16 protein-coding genes are annotated in these 18,748 nt (G+C 72.8%); all 16 read left to right on the top strand.

The features are described 5' to 3' along the window. The first annotated feature begins 348 nt into the window (after nucleotides 1-348). The 16 genes from rsmH (at nucleotide 349) to I5Q34_RS18600 (ending at nucleotide 18,487) form a co-directional block, all read left to right on the top strand. Nucleotides 349-1,317 (top strand): 16S rRNA (cytosine(1402)-N(4))-methyltransferase RsmH, encoded by a 969-nt coding sequence (gene rsmH, locus I5Q34_RS18525; protein ID WP_199893444.1) that lies wholly within the window; start codon nucleotides 349-351, stop codon nucleotides 1,315-1,317. Beyond that, entirely contained in the window at nucleotides 1,314-2,021 is a 708-nt protein-coding gene (locus tag I5Q34_RS18530; RefSeq protein WP_374193040.1) for a septum formation initiator family protein, read from the top strand. The genes rsmH and I5Q34_RS18530 overlap by 4 nt, the downstream gene beginning before the upstream one ends. Nucleotides 2,022-2,025: 4 nt before the next feature. After that, nucleotides 2,026-3,936 carry a penicillin-binding protein 2 gene (locus I5Q34_RS18535; protein WP_199893445.1) on the top strand — a complete coding sequence of 637 codons (1,911 nt, stop codon included), beginning with the start codon at nucleotides 2,026-2,028 and terminating at the stop codon, nucleotides 3,934-3,936. Nucleotides 3,937-3,972: 36 nt separating this feature from the next. Next, nucleotides 3,973-5,667 carry a UDP-N-acetylmuramoyl-L-alanyl-D-glutamate--2,6-diaminopimelate ligase gene (locus I5Q34_RS18540; protein WP_199893446.1) on the top strand — a complete coding sequence of 565 codons (1,695 nt, stop codon included), beginning with the start codon at nucleotides 3,973-3,975 and terminating at the stop codon, nucleotides 5,665-5,667. Nucleotides 5,668-5,747: 80 nt separating this feature from the next. Then, the gene (murF, locus tag I5Q34_RS18545; RefSeq protein ID WP_199893447.1) at nucleotides 5,748-7,169 is read left to right on the top strand and encodes a UDP-N-acetylmuramoyl-tripeptide--D-alanyl-D-alanine ligase; all 1,422 of its coding nucleotides are present in this window, start codon (nucleotides 5,748-5,750) and stop codon (nucleotides 7,167-7,169) included. Continuing rightward, entirely contained in the window at nucleotides 7,169-8,233 is a 1,065-nt protein-coding gene (mraY, locus tag I5Q34_RS18550; protein ID WP_199893448.1) for a phospho-N-acetylmuramoyl-pentapeptide-transferase, read from the top strand. Before murF ends, mraY begins: the two co-directional genes overlap by 1 nt. Next, on the top strand, nucleotides 8,215-9,654 hold the full coding sequence (gene murD / locus I5Q34_RS18555; protein WP_199893449.1) for a UDP-N-acetylmuramoyl-L-alanine--D-glutamate ligase: 1,440 nt from the start codon (nucleotides 8,215-8,217) through the stop codon (nucleotides 9,652-9,654). The genes mraY and murD overlap by 19 nt, the downstream gene beginning before the upstream one ends. A 52-nt stretch (nucleotides 9,655-9,706) precedes the next feature. Further along, a complete protein-coding gene (gene ftsW, locus I5Q34_RS18560; RefSeq protein ID WP_234429137.1) occupies nucleotides 9,707-11,104 on the top strand; it encodes a putative lipid II flippase FtsW in 1,398 nt (465 codons plus the stop codon). 6 nt (nucleotides 11,105-11,110) lie between these two features. After that, entirely contained in the window at nucleotides 11,111-12,205 is a 1,095-nt protein-coding gene (murG, locus tag I5Q34_RS18565; protein WP_199893450.1) for an undecaprenyldiphospho-muramoylpentapeptide beta-N-acetylglucosaminyltransferase, read from the top strand. Between the two features lie 29 nt (nucleotides 12,206-12,234). After that, nucleotides 12,235-13,116: a cell division protein FtsQ/DivIB gene (locus tag I5Q34_RS18570; RefSeq protein ID WP_199893451.1), complete on the top strand. Its 882-nt coding sequence runs from the start codon at nucleotides 12,235-12,237 to the stop codon at nucleotides 13,114-13,116. 240 nt (nucleotides 13,117-13,356) lie between these two features. Then, nucleotides 13,357-14,592, top strand: coding sequence for a cell division protein FtsZ (ftsZ, locus tag I5Q34_RS18575; protein WP_199893452.1), 1,236 nt, complete (start codon nucleotides 13,357-13,359; stop codon nucleotides 14,590-14,592). A gap of 62 nt (nucleotides 14,593-14,654) precedes the next feature. Next, on the top strand, nucleotides 14,655-15,416 hold the full coding sequence (pgeF, locus tag I5Q34_RS18580) for a peptidoglycan editing factor PgeF (protein WP_199893453.1): 762 nt from the start codon (nucleotides 14,655-14,657) through the stop codon (nucleotides 15,414-15,416). Next, nucleotides 15,413-16,132, top strand: a complete 720-nt coding sequence (locus tag I5Q34_RS18585) for a YggS family pyridoxal phosphate-dependent enzyme (protein ID WP_199893454.1) — start codon at nucleotides 15,413-15,415, stop codon at nucleotides 16,130-16,132. The genes pgeF and I5Q34_RS18585 overlap by 4 nt, the downstream gene beginning before the upstream one ends. Before the next feature lie 119 nt (nucleotides 16,133-16,251). Further along, a complete protein-coding gene (locus I5Q34_RS18590) occupies nucleotides 16,252-16,854 on the top strand; it encodes a cell division protein SepF (protein WP_199893455.1) in 603 nt (200 codons plus the stop codon). Between the two features lie 75 nt (nucleotides 16,855-16,929). Continuing rightward, a complete protein-coding gene (locus I5Q34_RS18595; protein ID WP_199893456.1) occupies nucleotides 16,930-17,214 on the top strand; it encodes a YggT family protein in 285 nt (94 codons plus the stop codon). Nucleotides 17,215-17,275: 61 nt separating this feature from the next. Next, nucleotides 17,276-18,487: a DivIVA domain-containing protein gene (locus I5Q34_RS18600; RefSeq protein WP_199893457.1), complete on the top strand. Its 1,212-nt coding sequence runs from the start codon at nucleotides 17,276-17,278 to the stop codon at nucleotides 18,485-18,487. The last annotated feature ends 261 nt before the right edge of the window (nucleotides 18,488-18,748 follow it).

Below are 18,748 nucleotides of genomic sequence, written 5' to 3' on the forward strand. Positions count from 1 at the left end.
CAATCCCGGCCGACCCGGGCTTCTGTGAGGTAAGCCACAGGGGTGACTGTCGTACGTCCGTGCGATCAAAAGGGGGCGGAACCACAGGTTCACGGCGCGCGCCGACCCGGCAACGCGAGGTGAACTCAGTGATTGACCGAGGGGACGAGTGGACTAAAGTGGCGCGAAGTGGGAGGCGAGACGCTCCCCTTGGATCCGTTGAACTCGAAGAACCCGCACGTGCGCGACGTTCCCGTACCTCTCGGCCTCCTCCCGCTCCCGGCCGCCCCGCGTGCCGCATCCCCTTCGAGCGGGCGGGGACCCGGCGGTGCGTGCGCGGCGCGCCGTACCCCAGTCCCAGAAGGGCCCATGGCCGGCAACGCGCGACACGTCCCCGTCATGCTCCAGCGATGCCTGGACATGCTCGCTCCCGCCCTCACCGGGCCCGGCGCCGTCGTCGTCGACTGCACCCTGGGCGCCGGCGGGCACAGCGAGGCGCTGCTGAAGACCTTCCCCGGCGTCCGGCTCGTCGCCCTCGACCGCGACCCCACCGCCCTGAAGCTGGCCGGCGAGCGGCTCGCCCCCTTCGGGGAGCGCGCCACCCTGGTGCAGGCGGTCTACCACGAGCTCCCCGAGGTGCTGGAGCGCCTCGGCATCCCCAAGGTCCAGGGCGTCCTCTTCGACCTCGGCGTCTCCTCCATGCAGCTCGACGAGGCGGACCGCGGCTTCGCCTACGCCCAGGACGCGCCGCTGGACATGCGCATGGACCAGACGACGGGCATCAGCGCCGCCGAGGTCCTCAACACCTACCCGCCGGGCGAACTGGTGCGCATCCTGCGCGCGTACGGCGAGGAGAAGCAGGCCAAGCGGATCGTCTCGGCCGTCGTCCGGGAGCGCGAGAAGGAGCCCTTCACCAACAGCGCCCGGCTCGTCGAGCTCATCCGCGACGCGCTCCCGCAGGCCGCCAAGCGCACCGGCGGCAACCCCGCCAAGCGCACCTTCCAGGCGCTGCGCATCGAGGTCAACGCCGAGCTGGCGAGCGTCGAGCAGGCCATCCCGGCGGCCGTCGCCGCGCTCGCGGTCGGCGGCCGGATCGCGGTGCTGTCCTACCAGTCGCTGGAGGACCGCATCGTCAAGGGCGTCCTCGCCGCCGGGGCCGCCGGCACCGCCCCGCCCGGCCTGCCGGTCGTCCCCGAGCGCTACCAGCCGCGCCTCAAGCTCCTCACCCGCGGCGCCGAGCTGCCCACCGAGGAGGAGATCGCCGAGAACCGGCGGGCCGCCCCGGCCCGGCTGAGGGGCGCCGAGCGCATCCGCGAGGACGTCGGGGACGCCCCGTGACGCCGGCCGCCCGAGGCCGGGGCGCGCTCCTCGGCCGGCTGCGGCCCGTGGGGCCCGCCGGGATGCGGCGGACCCCCTTCGTCCTGCTGGTCGTCTTCCTCCTCGGCTCCGGCCTCATCGCCCTGCTGCTGCTCAACTCCTCGCTCAACCAAGGGTCGTTCGAGCTCACCAGGCTCCAGCGCAAGACCACCGAGCTGACCGACGAGCAGCAGGCGCTCCAGCAGGAGGTGGACCAGCTGGCCGCCCCCGACGCGCTGGAGCGGCGCGCCCGCGAGCTGGGCCTGGTGCCCGGGGGCAGCCCCGCCTTCCTGGGCCTGGACGGCACGGTCCACGGCGTCCCGGCCCCGGCCCCGCCGGCCGGCGGTACACCGGCGGCGGACCCGGCGGCGTACGTGTCGGCGGCCGTGCCGAATCCGGCCGTCGTCCCGGGCCCGGCCGCCGCGGCGGGTACCGCCCCCTCGCGGGGCGCCGCGCCGGACGCGCAGGGTGCGCCCGCCGCGCAGAACCCGGCCCTCCCGCCGCAACCGCAGCGGCCCGGCGCCCCCGCGCAGAACACGGCCGCGCCGAACGGGCCGGACCCGGCGTACCCGCCGAACCCGCAGCCGCAGCAACCGCCCGCGGGCCCCGGCCTCCCGCCTCCCCCGGCGGGAGCGGGCCCCGCGCCGCGGACCCCCTCCACCCTCCCCGGATCCCCAGGCAGGTGACGAAGTGACGGCGCCCAGGCAGCCCCGCCGCCCGGTTCCCGGGCCCGCCCGTCCCGCGGCCCGGCCCACCGGCCGGTCGCGGCCCGGCGCCGCGGCGCAGCCCCTGCGCCTGGGCAGCCCCAAGCCCCGGCTGCGTCTGATCGGGTTCGCGCTCACGCTGGTCCTGCTGGCCTTCACCGTGCGGCTGCTCCAGGTGCAGGCCGTCGACGCGAGCGCGTACGCGGCCCGGGCCAACGTCAACCGGTACATCCCCGTCACCCTGGCCGCCGAGCGCGGCACCATCGCCGACCGCAACGGGGTGGACCTGGCCACCACCGTCGACGCCTACGACATCACCGCCGCGCCCGACCTGCTCACCCCCGAGCGGATCAAGGTCCCGGACGCTCCCCGCAGGGCGGCCGAGCTGCTCGCGCCCGTCCTCGGCGAGAGCGCCGACGCCGTCGAGCAGAAGCTCACCGCCAACCCGAAGTCCAAGTACGTGGTGCTGGCCCGCCAGCAGACCCCGCAGGTGTGGAACCGGATCCGGGAGCTGAAGAAGAAGGAGGCGGCCCGGACGCCCACGGGCCGCGGCGGCGTCAACCTGCTCACCGGCCTCAACCGCGAGGCCCACAGCAAGCGCGTGTACCCCAACGGGGACCTGGCCGCCGGGATGCTGGGCTTCGTCAACGCCGACGGGCAGGGCGGCGGGGGCCTGGAGGCCCAGCTGAACGCCGAGCTCGCGGGCAAGGACGGCAAGCGCGTCTACGCCCAGTCCGGCGGCCGCCAGGTGCCCACCGGCGACCTCAAGGAGCAGGCCGCCGTCCCCGGCTCCGACGTCGAGCTGACCATCGACCGGGACATCCAGTGGGCCGCCCAGAACGCGGTGGCCGAGCAGGTGCGCGCCTCGGCGGCCGACCGCGGCTACGTCGTCGTCCAGGACTCCCGCACCGGCGAGATCCTGGCCATGGCCAACGCCCCCGGCTACAACCCCAACGACCTGGCCCACGCCGACCGCGCGGCCATGGGCAACGCGGCCGTCCAGGACGCCTACGAGCCCGGCAGCGTCAGCAAGGTGATGACCATGGCCGCCGTCCTGGAGGAGGGCGCGGCCACCCCGGGCACCCACGTCGAGGTCCCCAACCGGCTGCCGCGCGCCGACCGTTCGTTCGCCGACGACATCGACCACGGGATCTGGCACCTCACCCTCAACGGGGTGCTCGCCAAGTCCAGCAACATCGGCACCATTCTCGCCAGCGAGCAGCTCGGGAAGACGCGGGAGCAGGCCAACCAGGTCCTGCACTCGTACCTGAGCAAGTTCGGCGTCGGCAGGCCCACCGGGCTGGGCTTCCCCGGGGAGACGCCCGGCATCCTCGCCCCCTGGCAGAAGTGGGAGCAGTCGCAGTCGTACACCATCCCGTTCGGCCAGGGCCTGTCCCTCAACGCCCTGCAGGCGGCCTCGGTCTACTCCACCATCGCGGGCGGCGGCGAACGGGTGCGGCCGACGCTGGTGCGCGGCTCGAAGGGGCCGGACGGGCGGTTCACCCCCGCGCCGACCCCGCCGCGGACCCGGGTGATCAGCGAGAAGACCGCCCGGCAGCTGTCGGCCATGCTGGAGTCGGTGGTCGACGACCGGGACGGCACCGGCACCAAGGCGAAGATCCCCGGCTACCGGGTGGCCGGTAAGACCGGCACGTCCAACCGGGTGGATCCGCAGACCGGCCGCTACCACGGCTACACCGCGTCCTTCGCCGGCTTCGCCCCCGCCGACCAGCCGCGGATCACGGTCTACTGCGCCATCCAGAACCCCACCCGGGGCAGCTACTTCGGCGGCCAGATCTGCGGACCGGTCTTCCAGCAGGTCATGTCCTTCGCGCTGAAGACCCTGCAGGTGCCGCCCTCGGGCAGCCAGCCGCCCCGGCTGCCGGTGGAATATTAGGTGAGCCCCCGTGCGACGCCGCCGGGCCGTGGGAGTGTGACGCACGGCACTTCCCGCCCCGGGAACCGGGGCCCGGCGCGCCCCTCGCTTCGCGACGGGCCGGGTGCGCCCGGTACGCTCACCGCCGTGCCCCACGCTGATCAGTCCCCAGCCACCCCCCCGGAAGCAGCCGCTCCGGGAGCGCCCCGTCCCACCCGGGTCCGGCCAGTGCCCCTCGCGGACCTCGCCGGTCAGCTGGGCATCCGAGCCCCCGAAGGCGCTCAGGGCCCCGAAGGCGCCGCCGTCACCGGCATCACCCACGACTCGCGCGCCGTCCGCCCCGGCGACCTGTACGCCGCCCTGCCCGGTGCCCGCTTCCACGGCGCCGGCTTCGCCGCCCAGGCGGCCGGCCTCGGCGCCGCCGCCGTGCTGACCGACCCGGCGGGCGCCGAGCGTGCCGCCGCCACCGGCCTCCCGGTCCTCGTCGTCGACGACCCGCGGGCCCGGATGGGCGCCCTCGCGGCGACGGTCTACGGCGAGCCCGGCCGGGAGCTGCTGCAGATCGGCATCACCGGCACGTCCGGCAAGACCACCACCGCGTACCTCATCGAGGGCGGGCTGCGCGCCGCCGGGCACCTGACGGGCCTGATCGGCACCGTCGAGTCCCGCATCGGCGACGAGCGCGTCAAGTCCGAGCGCACCACCCCCGAGGCCACCGACCTGCAGGCCCTCTTCGCCGTGATGCGCGAGCGGGACGTCCGCTCGGTCGCCATGGAGGTCTCCAGCCACGCGCTGGTGCTCGGGCGGGTGGACGGCTGCGTCTTCGACGTCGCGGTCTTCAACAACCTCAGCCCGGAGCACATGGAGTTCCACTCCGGCATGGAGGACTACTACCGGGCCAAGGCCGAGCTCTTCACCAAGGAGCGCAGCCGGCTCGGCGTCGTCAACCTGGACGACGCCCACGGGCGCCGCCTGGCCGGGGGCGACTCCGAGGTCCCGGTGGTCACCTTCTCCGCCGAGGGCCGCCCCGAGGCCGACTGGCGCGCCGTGGACGTCGTCACCGGCCCGTTCGACTCCACGTTCACCATCGAGGGCCCCGACGGGGTCCGGGTGTCCGCCCGTTCCCCGCTGGCCGGGCCCTTCAACGTGGCCAACGCGCTCGCCGCCGTCGTCGCCCTGGTCGCCGCCGGGACCGAGCCGCAGGCCGCCGCCGACGGCGTCGCCGCCGTGCCCGGCGTCCCCGGCCGGCTGGAGCGCGTGGACGCCGGGCAGCCCTACCTGGCCGTCGTGGACTACGCCCACAAGACGGACGCCGTCGAATCGGTTCTCCGCGCGCTGCGCGAGGTCACCCCCGGCCGCATCCACGCCGTCCTCGGCTGCGGCGGCGACCGGGACACCACCAAGCGCGCCCCGATGGGCGCCGCGCTGGCCCGCCTCGCCGACACCGCCGTCCTGACCTCCGACAACCCCCGCTCCGAGGATCCGCTCGCGATCCTCGCCACCATGCTCACGGGCGCCGCCGAGGTGCCCGCGGGCGAGCGCGGCGCCGTCCTGCTGATGGAGGACCGCGCCCAGGCCATCGCGGCCGCCGTAGTCCGTGCCGAACCCGGCGACACCGTCCTCGTCCTGGGCAAGGGCCACGAACAGGGCCAGGACGTCGCCGGGGTGGTACGCCCCTTCGACGACCGCCGGGTGCTGCGCGAGGCCATCGAGCGCACCCAGGCGGCCACGCACCGGAACGACCAGGGATGACAGACCGCCATGCGCGCACAGCAGCAACCGGCCCCGGAGGCCCTCCGGAAGCCCGACCGAACGGCCGGAGGTGACCACCGGTGATCCCTCTGTCCCTCGCCGAGATCGCCGCTGTCGTCGGCGGGCAGCAGCACGACATACCGGACCCGGACGTCCGGGTCACCGGACCCGTCGTCATCGACTCCCGTGAGGTGGTTCCCGGCGGCCTGTTCGCGGCCTTCGCCGGGGAGTACGTCGACGGGCACGACTACGCCGAGCGTGCCGTCGCGGCGGGCGCGGTGGCCGTACTGGCCACCCGCCCCGTCGGCGTACCGGCCGTCGTCGTCCCGGACGTCGTCGCCGCGCTCGGCGCGCTGGCCCGCGCCGTCACCGGGCGCCTGGGTGCCACCGTCGTCGGACTGACCGGCTCGGCGGGCAAGACCAGCACCAAGGACCTGATCGGCCAGCTGCTGGAGCGGCTCGGCCCGACCGTCTGCCCGGCCGGCAACCTCAACAACGAGATCGGCCTGCCGGTGACCGCGCTGCGCGCCACCGAGGACACCCGCCACCTCGTCCTGGAGATGGGCGCCCGCGGCATCGGCCACATCCGCTACCTCGCGGAGCTCACCCCGCCGCGCATCGGCCTCGTGCTCAACGTCGGCACCGCGCACATCGGGGAGTTCGGCGGCCGGGAGCAGATCGCCGTCGCCAAGGGCGAGCTGGCCGAGTCCCTGCCGGCGGCCGCCGAGGGCGGCGTCGCCGTGCTCAACGCCGACGACCCGCTGGTGCGCGCCATGGCCGGCCGCACCAAGGCCCGCGTCGTGCTGTTCGGCGAGGCCGCCGACGCCGACGTGCGCGCCGCGGACGTCCGGCTGACCGCGGCCGGGCAGCCCGCCTTCACGCTGCACACACCCACCGGGTGCGCCGACGTGACGATGCGGCTGTACGGTGAGCACCACGTGTCGAACGCGCTCGCCGCGGCCGCCGTCGCCCATGAGCTGGGCATGCCCGTGCAGGAGATCGCCTCGGCGCTCTCCGGGGCCGGCCAGCTCTCCCGCTGGCGGATGGAGGTCACCGAGCGCGCGGACGGCGTGACGATCGTCAACGACGCCTACAACGCGAACCCCGAGTCCATGCGAGCCGCGCTCCGCGCGCTGGCCGCCATGGGCGATGCCGCCAAGGCGCGGGGGGGACGCACGTGGGCGGTGCTCGGCAAGATGGCCGAGCTGGGCGAGGAGTCGCTCGCCGAGCACGACGCGGTCGGACGGCTCGCCGTCCGGCTCAACGTCAGCAAGCTCGTGGCAGTCGGGGGCAGGGAAGCGGCCTGGCTGTGCATGGGTGCCTACAACGAGGGTTCGTGGGGTGAGGAGTCGGTGCACGTGTCCGACGTGCGGGCGGCGGTCGACCTGTTGCGCAGCGAGCTGCGCCCGGGAGACGTCGTACTGGTGAAGGGGTCCAGGTCGGTGGGCCTGGAACGGGTGGCCGAGCAGCTGCTCGCCGCTGAGGGCGAGGTCACCGGCTGATGAACCAGATCCTTGTCGCGGGTGTCATCGGTCTCTTCCTGACCCTCATCGGCACCCCGCTGCTGATCAAGTTCCTGGCCCGCAAGGGCTACGGCCAGTTCATCCGCGACGACGGCCCGCGCGGCCACGCCGGGAAGAAGGGCACGCCCACCATGGGCGGCATCGCCTTCATCCTGGCCACGCTCGTCGCCTACGCGCTGACCAAGGTCGTCACCAGCAGCAACCCGACGACCTCCGGTCTGCTGGTGCTGTTCCTGACGGCCGGCATGGGCCTGGTCGGCTTCCTCGACGACTACATCAAGATCGTCAAGCAGCGGAGCCTCGGTCTGCGCGCCAAGGCGAAGATGGCCGGCCAGCTGATCGTCGGCATCGCCTTCGCGGTGCTCGCGCTGCAGTTCGCGGACGTCCGCGGGCAGACGCCGGCCTCCACCCGGCTCTCGTTCACCCAGGACTTCGGCTGGACGCTCGGCCCGGTGATCTTCGTGGTCTGGGCGCTGTTCATGATCCTCGCGATGTCGAACGGCGTGAACCTCACCGACGGCCTCGACGGCCTGGCCACCGGCGCCTCGGTGATGGTCTTCGGCGCGTACGTGTTCATCGGCACCTGGCAGCACGGCCAGTGGTGCGGCAACCCGCTGACCTCCGGCGCCGCCTGTTACGAGGTGCGCGATCCACTCGACCTGGCCGTCGTCGCCTCGGCGCTGATGGGCTCGTGCTTCGGCTTCCTGTGGTGGAACACCTCGCCCGCCAAGATCTTCATGGGTGACACCGGTTCGCTCGCCCTCGGCGGCGCGCTCGCGGGTCTGGCCATCTGCTCCCGCACCGAGCTGCTGCTCGCCCTGCTCGGCGGTCTGTTCGTGCTGATCACCATGTCCGTGGTGATCCAGGTCGGCTCCTTCCGCATGACCGGGAAGCGCGTCTTCCGCATGGCCCCGCTCCAGCACCACTTCGAACTCAAGGGGTGGAGCGAAGTCCTTGTGGTGGTCCGGTTCTGGATCATCCAGGGCCTGTGCGTGGCCGTCGGCCTCGGAATCTTCTACGCGGGATGGCTGGCCATCAAGTGACCACCTCGGAGTTCAACGGCAAGCACATCACCGTCGCCGGCCTCGGCGTGAGCGGCGTCAGCGCCGCCCGCGCCCTGGCCGGCCTCGGCGCCCGCGTCACCGTCGTGGACGGCGGCGACGGCCCGGCCCTGCGCGAGCGCGCGGCCGGCCTGGGCGACGACGTCACCGTCCGCCTCGGGGACGCGGCGACGCTCCCCGAGGGCACCGACCTCGTCGTCACCTCGCCCGGCTGGCGTCCCGACAGCCCGCTGTTCGCGGCCGCCGCCGCGGCGGGCGTGGACGTCGTCGGCGACGTCGAGATCGCCTGGCGGATCCGCGGCGAGGGCGCCCCGCCCTGGCTCGCCGTCACCGGCACCAACGGCAAGACCACCACGGTCCAGATGCTCGCCTCCATCCTGGAGGCCGCCGGGCTGCGCACCGCCGCCGTCGGCAACATCGGCACGCCGATCATCGACGTGGTGCTCTCCCAGGAGCCCTACGACGTCCTCGCCGTCGAGCTCTCCAGCTACCAGCTGCACTGGGCGCCCTCCGTGCGCGCCCACTCCGCGGCCGTGCTCAACCTGGCCCCGGACCACCTCGACTGGCACGGCTCCATGGCCGCCTACGCGGCCGACAAGGGCCGGGTCTACGAGGGCAACCGGGTCGCCTGCGTCTACAACACCGCGGACGCGCGCACCGAGCAGCTGGTCCGCGACGCCGACGTCGAGGAGGGCTGCCGCGCCATCGGCTTCACCCTCGGGGCCCCCGGCCTCTCCGAGGTCGGCGTGGTCGACGGCATCCTCGTCGACCGGGCGTTCGTCGCCGACCGGCAGCGCAACGCCCAGGAGCTCGCCGAGGTCTCCGACGTCCACCCGCCGGCCCCGCACAACATCGCCAACGCCCTGGCGGCCGCCGCCCTCGCCCGCGCCTTCGGCGTCGATCCGAAGGCGGTCCGCGACGGACTGCGTGCCTTCCGGCCAGACGCCCACCGCATCGCCCACGTCGCCGACGTGGACGGCGTGGCCTACGTGGACGACTCCAAGGCCACCAACACGCACGCCGCCGAGGCGTCGCTGGCCTCCTACGAGTCGATCGTCTGGATCGCCGGCGGCCTCGCCAAGGGAGCCACCTTCGACGAGCTCGTCACCCGGTCCGCGAAGCGGCTGCGCGGCGCCGTCCTCATCGGGGCGGACCGCGCCCTGATCAAGGAGGCGCTGGCGCGACACGCCCCGGATGTCCCGGTGGTGGACCTCGACCGGACCGACACTGGGGCGATGGCCGAGGCCGTCCGCCGGGCGGCCGCCCTCGCAGGCGAGGGCGACACGGTCCTCATGGCCCCGGCCTGTGCGTCGATGGACATGTTCACCAACTACGGCGAGCGGGGCGAGGCGTTCGCCGCCGCGGTCCGGGAGCTGGCTTCCGGCCGCACCACCGAGGAGTAGCCGCCCGGCGCCCGCCGCGGCCGGACGGCGCGGGACCAGCGGAGGGGACCGGATGCACGACCACGTCGCACCACGGCCGGGGCCGCGGGGCCCGTGGACGGCCCTGCGCGGGCCCTCCGCGGGCTCCCGCGCCGTCCGCCGTCCCTCCCGGCCCCCGGCCGCCCGCGGCGGCACCCCGGGCGGCGGGCGCGGCGGCCCGCCGCGCGGCACCGTCCTCGGCGGTCTGCGCACCCTGCACACCCGGGCCCGGCGCGCCTGGGACCGCCCGCTGACCGCCTACTACCTCATCCTCGGCGGCTCGCTGCTGATCCTCGTGCTGGGCCTGGTGATGGTCTACTCGGCCTCCCAGATCAAGGCCCTGCAGAGCGGGCTCGCCCCCACGTACTTCTTCCGCAAGCAGCTGCTGGCCGCCGCCATCGGCGCCGTCCTGCTGCTGGTGGCCGCCCGCACCCCCGTCAAGCTGCTGCGCGCGCTGGCCTACCCGCTGCTCGCCGGAACGGTCTTCCTGCTCGTCCTGGTCCAGGTCCCGGGCATCGGCGAGACCATCAACGGCAACACCAACTGGATCTCCCTCGGCGGCCCCTTCCAGGCTCAGCCCAGCGAGTTCGCCAAGCTCGCCGTGGTGCTCTGGGGCGCCGACCTGCTGGCCCGCAAGCAGTCCAAGAAGCTGCTCACCCAGTGGAAGCACCTGCTGGTGCCCCTGGTCCCGGTCACCTTCGTGCTGCTCGGCCTGATCATGGTCGGCGGCGACATGGGCACCACCGTCGTCCTCACCGCGGTCCTGCTCGGCCTGCTGTGGGTGGCCGGCGCCCCCACCCGGCTGTTCTCCTCGGTGATCGGCGTCACGGCGGCGCTCGCCTTCCTGTTCATCAAGACCAGCGCCAACCGCATGTCCCGGCTGGCCTGCATCGGCGCCACCGATCCGGGCGCCAATGATCAGTGCTGGCAGGCCGTGCACGGAATCTACGCCCTGGCCAACGGCGGCTGGTTCGGTGCCGGACTCGGTGCGAGCGTCGAAAAATGGGGCGAACTGCCCGAGCCCCACACCGACTTCATCTTCGCGATCACCGGCGAGGAACTGGGCCTGGCGGGGACGCTGTCGGTTCTCGCCCTGTTCGCGGCTCTAGGCTATGCGGGTATCCGCGTGGCCGGACGCACGGAGGACCCCTTCGTGAGGTACGCCGCGGGAGCGGTGACCACCTGGATCACGGCCCAGGCCGTGGTCAACATCGGTGCGGTGCTCGGCCTGCTGCCGATCGCCGGAGTACCGCTGCCGCTGTTCTCCTACGGAGGGTCCGCCCTGCTGCCGACCATGTTCGCCATCGGTCTGCTCATCGCCTTCGCACGCGACGAGCCCGGTGCGCGGGCGGCGCTGGCCATGCGGCAGCCTGGGGTGAGATGGAAGACGATGAGACGGCGCGTCAAGAAGCGGCCGTCCGGAGAGCGGTGAATTTCGGTGCATGTCGTACTCGCCGGCGGGGGGACCGCCGGCCACATCGAGCCCGCGCTCGCCCTCGCGGACGCCCTGCGCAGGCAGGACCCGACCGTGGGGATCACGGCGCTCGGCACGGAGCGCGGGCTGGAGACCCGGCTCGTGCCCGAGCGGGGCTATGAGCTCGGCCTCATCCCCGCCGTACCGCTGCCTCGCAAGCCCACCCCGGAACTGATCACCGTCCCCGGTCGGCTGCGCGGCACCATCAAGGCGGCCGAGCAGATCCTGGAGCGCACCAAGGCGGACTGCGTGGTCGGCTTCGGCGGCTACGTGGCGCTGCCCGGCTACCTGGCCGCCAAGCGGCTCGGGGTGCCGATCATCGTCCACGAGGCCAACGCCCGCCCGGGCCTGGCCAACAAGATCGGCTCGCGCTACGCCGCCGGGGTGGCCGTGTCCACCCCCGACAGCAAGCTGCGCAACGCCCGCTACGTGGGCATCCCGCTGCGCCGCACCATCGCCACCCTGGACCGGGTGGCCCTGCGCCACGAGGCGCGGGTGGCCTTCGGCCTCGACCCCAACCTGCCGACGCTGCTGGTCTCCGGCGGCTCGCAGGGCGCCCGCCGGCTCAACGAGGTCGTCCAGGCCGTCGCCCCCTCGCTGCAGCGCTCCGGCGTCCAGATCCTGCACGCGGTCGGCCCGAAGAACGACCTGCCGCACGTGGACAACATGCCCGGAATGCCGCCTTACATCCCGGTATCGTATGTGGACCGCATGGACCTCGCGTACGCCGCGGCGGACATGATGCTCTGCCGCGCGGGCGCGATGACCGTCGCCGAACTGTCCGCCGTCGGGCTCCCGGCCGCCTACGTCCCGCTGCCCATCGGCAACGGCGAACAGCGGCTCAACGCCCAGCCGGTGGTCAAGGCCGGCGGCGGACTGCTGGTCGACGACGCCGAGCTGAGCCCCGAGTGGATCCACCACAACGTGCTCCCGGTGCTCACCGACCCGCACCGGCTGTACGACATGTCCCGCGCCGCCGCCGAGTTCGGCCGCCGGGACGCCGACGAGCTGCTGGTCGGCATGGTGTACGAGGCGATCGCCGCACGCAGGGCGGGCTGACGGCCCGCACAGGCAGGAGGCTGAGCAGCGTGGCCGGACCGACGACCGCCCGGCGCGGCGGCGAACGGAACCGTAAGCCGGCGCCGAAGTCGTCGGCCGGCTCCTCCCGGCCCCCCAGGGGGCCCAAGAGGAAGCCCGCCCGCCCCCGGGGGCGGGCGGGTGCCGGAAGGGGCCGCGCGGGCCGCCTCGGCGCGCTCGCGGGGCTCTCGCGGCGCACCCGGCTGATCCTGGCGGCGGTCGCGGCCGCGCTGCTCGGCACGGGCGTCGTCTGGGTCCTGTACGGCTCCGGCTGGCTGCGCGCCACCCACGTCGAGGTCGGGGGCACCGAGGTCCTGACGGCCGACGAGGTGCGCGAGGCCGCCGCCGTACCGCTCGGCGAGCCGCTGGTGTCCGTGGACACCGACGCCATCGCGGACCGGCTGCGCGAGCGGCTGCCGCGGATCGAGTCGGTCGACGTCGGACGGTCCTGGCCGCACGGGATCCGGCTGGAAGTGACCGAACGTCAGCCGAAAGCGATCCTCGAAAAGGGCGGGAAGTTTATCGAAATCGACGGTATGGGCGTGCGGTTCGCCACAGTCGATCGGGCTCCCGCCAAGGTGCCGCGGCTGGTGATGGAGGCCCCGGAGGACTCGCCGGGCATCCGCCACTTCGGCCGCGCGCGCCTGGAGCGCGAGGGCGTGCGCGCCTCGGCGTCCCTGCCCGCGGACGTGCGCCGTGACACCCTCGTCATCCGCGTACGCTCGTACGACTCCATCACCGTGGAGTTGACGGGGGGTCGGACCGTCGTCTGGGGCAGCGGCGAGCGGGGCGACGCCAAGGCCCGTTCGCTGACGGCGCTGATGAAGGCGGCGGGCGGTGCGAAGCGTTTCGACGTCAGCGCCCCGGGCGCCCCCGCGGCGTCGGGGAGTTGACGCCCGGTGGGGCCGGGCAGCACCCTGGTTGGCTACGCCTATGGGTGATCACATAGGGTGAAAAGAAAAACGGGAGGTTCGGCGTGTTCGTTGAACACGCACCACTTGTCGACTTAGTGTCCTGTTCCGAGAACCCAGGGAACAGTGGCACGGGTAACCCTAAACTTCAACGTTAGGGTTCGGGTTGGCATTGCGAACCGTCCTCCAGGCATACGTAACTCGAGGCGAGAGGCCTTCGACGTGGCAGCACCGCAGAACTACCTCGCAGTCATCAAGGTCGTCGGCATCGGCGGCGGTGGCGTCAACGCCATCAACCGGATGATCGAGGTCGGTCTCAAGGGCGTCGAGTTCATCGCGATCAATACCGATGCACAGGCCCTGCTGATGAGCGACGCCGACGTCAAGCTCGACGTCGGCCGGGAGCTCACCCGGGGCCTCGGCGCCGGCGCGAACCCGGACGTCGGCCGCAAGGCCGCCGAGGACCACCGCGAGGAGATCGAGGAGGTCCTCAAGGGGGCCGACATGGTCTTCGTCACCGCGGGCGAGGGCGGCGGCACCGGCACCGGCGGCGCTCCCGTCGTGGCCAACATCGCGCGCTCGCTGGGCGCCCTGACGATCGGTGTGGTCACCCGCCCGTTCACCTTCGAGGGCCGCCGCCGCGCGAACCAGGCGGAGGACGGCATCGCCAGCCTGCGCGACGAGGTCGACACCCTCATCGTCATCCCCAACGACCGGCTGTTGTCCATCTCGGACCGCCAGGTGAGCGTGCTCGACGCGTTCAAGTCCGCGGACCAGGTGCTGCTGTCGGGTGTTCAGGGCATCACCGACCTCATCACCACCCCGGGCCTGATCAACCTCGACTTCGCCGACGTCAAGTCCGTGATGTCCGAGGCGGGTTCCGCGCTCATGGGCATCGGTTCGGCGCGCGGCGACGACCGTGCCGTGGCCGCCGCCGAGATGGCGATCTCCTCGCCGCTGCTGGAGGCGTCCATCGACGGCGCCCGTGGCGTGCTGCTCTCCATCTCCGGCGGCTCGGACCTCGGTCTGTTCGAGATCAACGAGGCCGCCCAGCTGGTGAGCGAGGCCGCCCACCCCGAGGCCAACATCATCTTCGGTGCCGTCATCGACGACGCCCTGGGTGACGAGGTCCGGGTCACCGTCATCGCGGCCGGCTTCGACGGCGGCCAGCCGCCGGCCAAGAACCGCGACAAGGTGCTCGGTTCGTCCTACGGCCGTGAGGAGAACAGCGCCCCGGCGCCGTCCGCCGCCGGCCGGCAGGCCCCGCCGGCCGAGCCGGCCCGTCCGGCCTTCGGCGGTCTCGGCGGCGTGACCCCGCGCACCGAGGAGCCGGCCCCGGAACCGGTTCCGGTCGCCGAGGTCCCGCCGCCCCCGGCCGCCTCCCCGCAGGTTCCGCCGGCCCGTCCGTACCAGGACTCGACCGCCGAGGAACTGGACGTTCCCGACTTCTTGAAGTGACGCGGTCTGAAGTGACCCCGGTGATAGGAAATTCCGCCCCGCACACCCGGGGCAGGCCCGATGTGGCCCATGTGAGCGGCGCGCACTTCGCCTCCACCGACCGGTGGGGCGGGGTGAGCGCCGCTCCGTATGCGGAGCTCAACCTGGGCGGCGCGGTCGGCGACGACCCCGCCGCGGTCCGGACCAACCGGGAGCGGGCGGCGCGCTGGCTCGGCCTCGACCCGGCCGCGGTCGTCTGGATGAACCAGGTGCACGGCAAGGACGTGGCCGTGGTGGACGGGCCGTGGGCCCCGGGCGGGACGATCCCCTCCGTCGACGCGGTGGTGACGGCCCGCCGGGGCCTGGCACTCGCGGTGCTCACCGCCGACTGCACCCCGGTCCTGCTCGCCGACCCGGTCGCCGGGGTCGCGGGCGCGGCGCACGCCGGGCGGCCCGGTCTGGTCGCCGGAGTGGTGCCGGCGGTCGTCGGGGCGATGACCCGGCTCGGCGCCGACCCGGCCCGGATCGTCGCCCACCTCGGTCCCTCGGTCTGCGGCGGTTGCTACGAGGTGCCGGAGGCGATGCGGGCCGAGGTCGCCGAGGCGGTCCCGGAGTCATGGGCCACCACCCGTGGCGGCACCCCCGCGGTGGACGTGGCCGCCGGCGTCCGGGCCCAGCTCGGCCGAACGGGCGTCAGCGCCGTCACGCAATCGGACATTTGCACGCTGGAATCGGCGGACCACTTCTCGTACCGGCGCGAACGGGTCACGGGACGGCTCGCCAGTTACGTATGGCTCGAAGGCGGTCACGCCGCGGACGCCGGGGAAGGGGAGTCCGGGCGATGACGGACCGCAGAACCCAATTGGCCCAGAATCTCGCCCGGGTGGAGGAACGTATCGCCGCCGCGTGCGCGGCCGTGGGCCGAAAGCGTGAAGAGGTGACCCTCATCGTGGTCACCAAGACGCACCCCGCGAGCGACGTCCGCCTCCTGGCCGAGCTGGGGGTCCGTCACGTCGCGGAGAACCGCGACCAGGACGCTGCGCCGAAAGCCGCGGAATGCTCGGACCTGCCCCTTACCTGGCATTTCGTCGGTCAATTGCAGACCAACAAAGTAAAGTCCGTAGTCAATTATGCCGATGTCGTGCACTCCATTGACCGGGTCAGATTGGTCACGGCGCTTTCCGCGGCGGCGGTCCGTCAGGGCAGGGAACTGGACTGTCTGATCCAGGTCGCGCTGGACGTGGAGACCGGGGATGCCGGTGGCCGGGGAGGGGTCGCGCCCGACGGGGTCGTGGCCCTGGCGGACGCGCTCGCCGAGGCCCAGGGGCTGCGCCCGGCCGGGCTGATGACGGTGGCTCCGCTGGCCGGACCGTATGCGGGGCGGCCCCGGGCGGCGTTCGAGCGGCTGCGGGAAATCGCAACGGACCTGCGCGCGGCCCATCCTGCTGCGAACATGGTGTCCGCAGGAATGAGCGCTGATCTGGAGGACGCCGTGGCGGCGGGTGCGACACATGTACGCGTCGGCACAGCGGTACTCGGAAGCCGACCACGGCTCGGGTAACGTCGCCAAGAGTCGGACCACAGCACAAAATATGGTCATTCCCGTCAAAAGCCGGGCAGACCAAGTGGATCCAGCGCCGTTAGAGGAGCCGATCCACCACAGAGCGGAGGACGCAGAGAATGGCCGGCGCGATGCGCAAGATGGCGGTCTACCTCGGCCTCGTGGAGGACGATGGGTACGACGGCCGGGGATTCGACCCCGATGACGAGTTCGAGCCCGAGCCGGAGCCCGACCGGCGCCGGCAGCAGCACCAGGCCCAACAGACGCAACCGGACGAACCGGTTCGAGTCGCCCAGCCGCCGGCGCAGCGCGAACCCGCTCCGCTGACAGCAGAAACCGGACGACCCGCCCGAATCGCCCCCGTGTCGTCCATCACACCCGAACGCCACTCCCTGGAGAAGAACGCACCGGTGATCATGCCCAAAGTTGTGTCCGAGCGGGAGCCCTACCGCATCACGACATTGCACCCCCGGACCTACAACGAGGCCCGTACCATCGGGGAACACTTCCGCGAGGGCACCCCGGTGATCATGAATCTGACCGAGATGGACGACACCGACGCGAAGCGACTTGTCGACTTCGCCGCCGGTCTGGTCTTCGGTCTGCACGGCAGCATCGAACGGGTGACGCAGAAGGTGTTCCTGCTGTCTCCTGCTAACGTCGATGTCACGGCGGAGGACAAGGCCCGTATCGCAGAGGGCGGGTTCTTCAACCAGAGCTAGAGACGCACAATCAGGCAATGCCGGTGAGTGACGGTCAAATGGGCCGGGCACGGTAAGGGGAGAGGGAAGCGCGGGATGGACATCGCACGGCAGGTGATCTACATCGCGCTGTACGTCTTCCTGATCGTGCTCATCTTCCGGTTGGTGATGGATTACGTCTTCCAGTTCGCCCGCTCGTGGCAACCCGGTAAGGCGATGGTGGTCGTGCTTGAGGCGACCTACACTGTCACCGATCCGCCACTCAAGCTTCTGCGGCGGTTCATCCCGCCGCTGCGTCTCGGGGGCGTGGCGCTCGACCTGTCCTTCTTCGTACTGATGATCATCGTCTACATCCTGATCACCGTCGTGGAGCGGCTGTGAACGCGGCTGTGAACGATACGGTCTTGCCGATTGCCGACGACTACGTTGAGGTGAAGAAGAGATGCCGCTGAGCCCCGAGGACGTGCGGAACAAGCAGTTCACGACCGTCCGTCTCCGAGAAGGCTATGACGAGGACGAAGTCGATGCCTTTCTGGACGAGGTCGAGGCCGAACTGACCCGCCTGCTCCGGGAGAACGAGGACCTGCGCGCCAAGCTGGCGGCGGCGACCCGTGCCGCGGCGCAGAACCAGCAGCAGGGGATGCGCAAGCCGGAGCCGCAGGACCAGCGGACCGGTCCCGGGGCTCCCGTGCCCGCTGCCATATCCGGCCCGCAGCCGGTGCCGCCGAACCAGCAGCAGATGGGCGGCCCGCCGCAGTTGCCGGGTGGTGCCCCGCAGCTGCCGGCCGGGCCGGGCGGACACGGCCACGGTCCCCAGGGCCCGCACGGCGCGGGTCCCATGGGTCAGAACCCCATGGGCCAGAACGGCCCGATGGGCGGCCCGATGGGTCAGAACCCCATGGGCCAGGGCGGCCCCATGGGCGGTCCGATGGGTCAGGGTGGCCCCGGCCCCATGGGTCAGGGTGGTCCCGGTCCGATGGGTCAGGGCGGTCCGATGGGTGGCCCCGGTCCCCAGCTGCCCCAGCCGGGTCAGGGTCCGGGCGGCGACAGTGCGGCCCGTGTGCTCTCGCTCGCGCAGCAGACGGCCGATCAGGCGATCGCGGAGGCCCGCTCCGAGGCCAACAAGATCGTCGGCGAGGCCCGCAGCCGGGCCGAGGGCCTGGAGCGGGATGCCCGCGCCAAGGCCGACGCGCTGGAGCGGGACGCGCAGGAGAAGCACCGTGTCGCGATGGGCTCGCTGGAGTCCGCGCGCGCCACGCTGGAGCGCAAGGTCGAGGACCTGCGCGGCTTCGAGCGCGAGTACCGCACGCGGCTGAAGTCCTACCTGGAGAGCCAGCTGCGTCAGCTGGAGAACCAGGCGGACGACTCGCTGGCCCCGCCGCGCGCCTCCGGCGCCCCGTCGCTGCCGCCGGCCCCCTCGATGAGCGGGTCCATGGCGTCGGCCGGTGCGGGCATGGGTGGTCACAGCATGGGTGGCAACTCGTCCATGGGCAGTGGCGGTCCGGGGCAGTCGGGCAACGCGTCGTACGGCGGGCAGCAGCAGATGTCGCCCGCGATGACGCAGCCGATGGCGCCGGTGCGGCCGCAGGGGCCGCAGCCGATGCAGGCTCCTTCGCCGATGCGGGGTTTTCTGATCGACGAGGACGACAACTGACGGGGCGCGCCCTCTAGGGCGTTGGTCGTCGGGCGATCAATACGGGCCGGGTCCCTGGGGTTTTCCCAGGGGCCCGGCCCGTTTGGTGTGGGTGTGGGTGTGGTGGATGTGCGGGTGCGGGGGTGGTTGCTGTGGGAGGGATGCCCCTGGCCCGCCCTTTCACCGTTTCTTCCGGGCTCCGCCCGGGAGGGGCGGGCGCGGCTTCGCCGCGCGGTGGCGGGGGGCTCCGCCCCCTGCGCCCCTGCACCCCTTGTGCCCCTG

It is taken from the genome of Streptomyces sp. AV19, from assembly GCF_015999245.1.
Classification (GTDB): Bacteria; Actinomycetota; Actinomycetes; order Streptomycetales; family Streptomycetaceae; genus Streptomyces.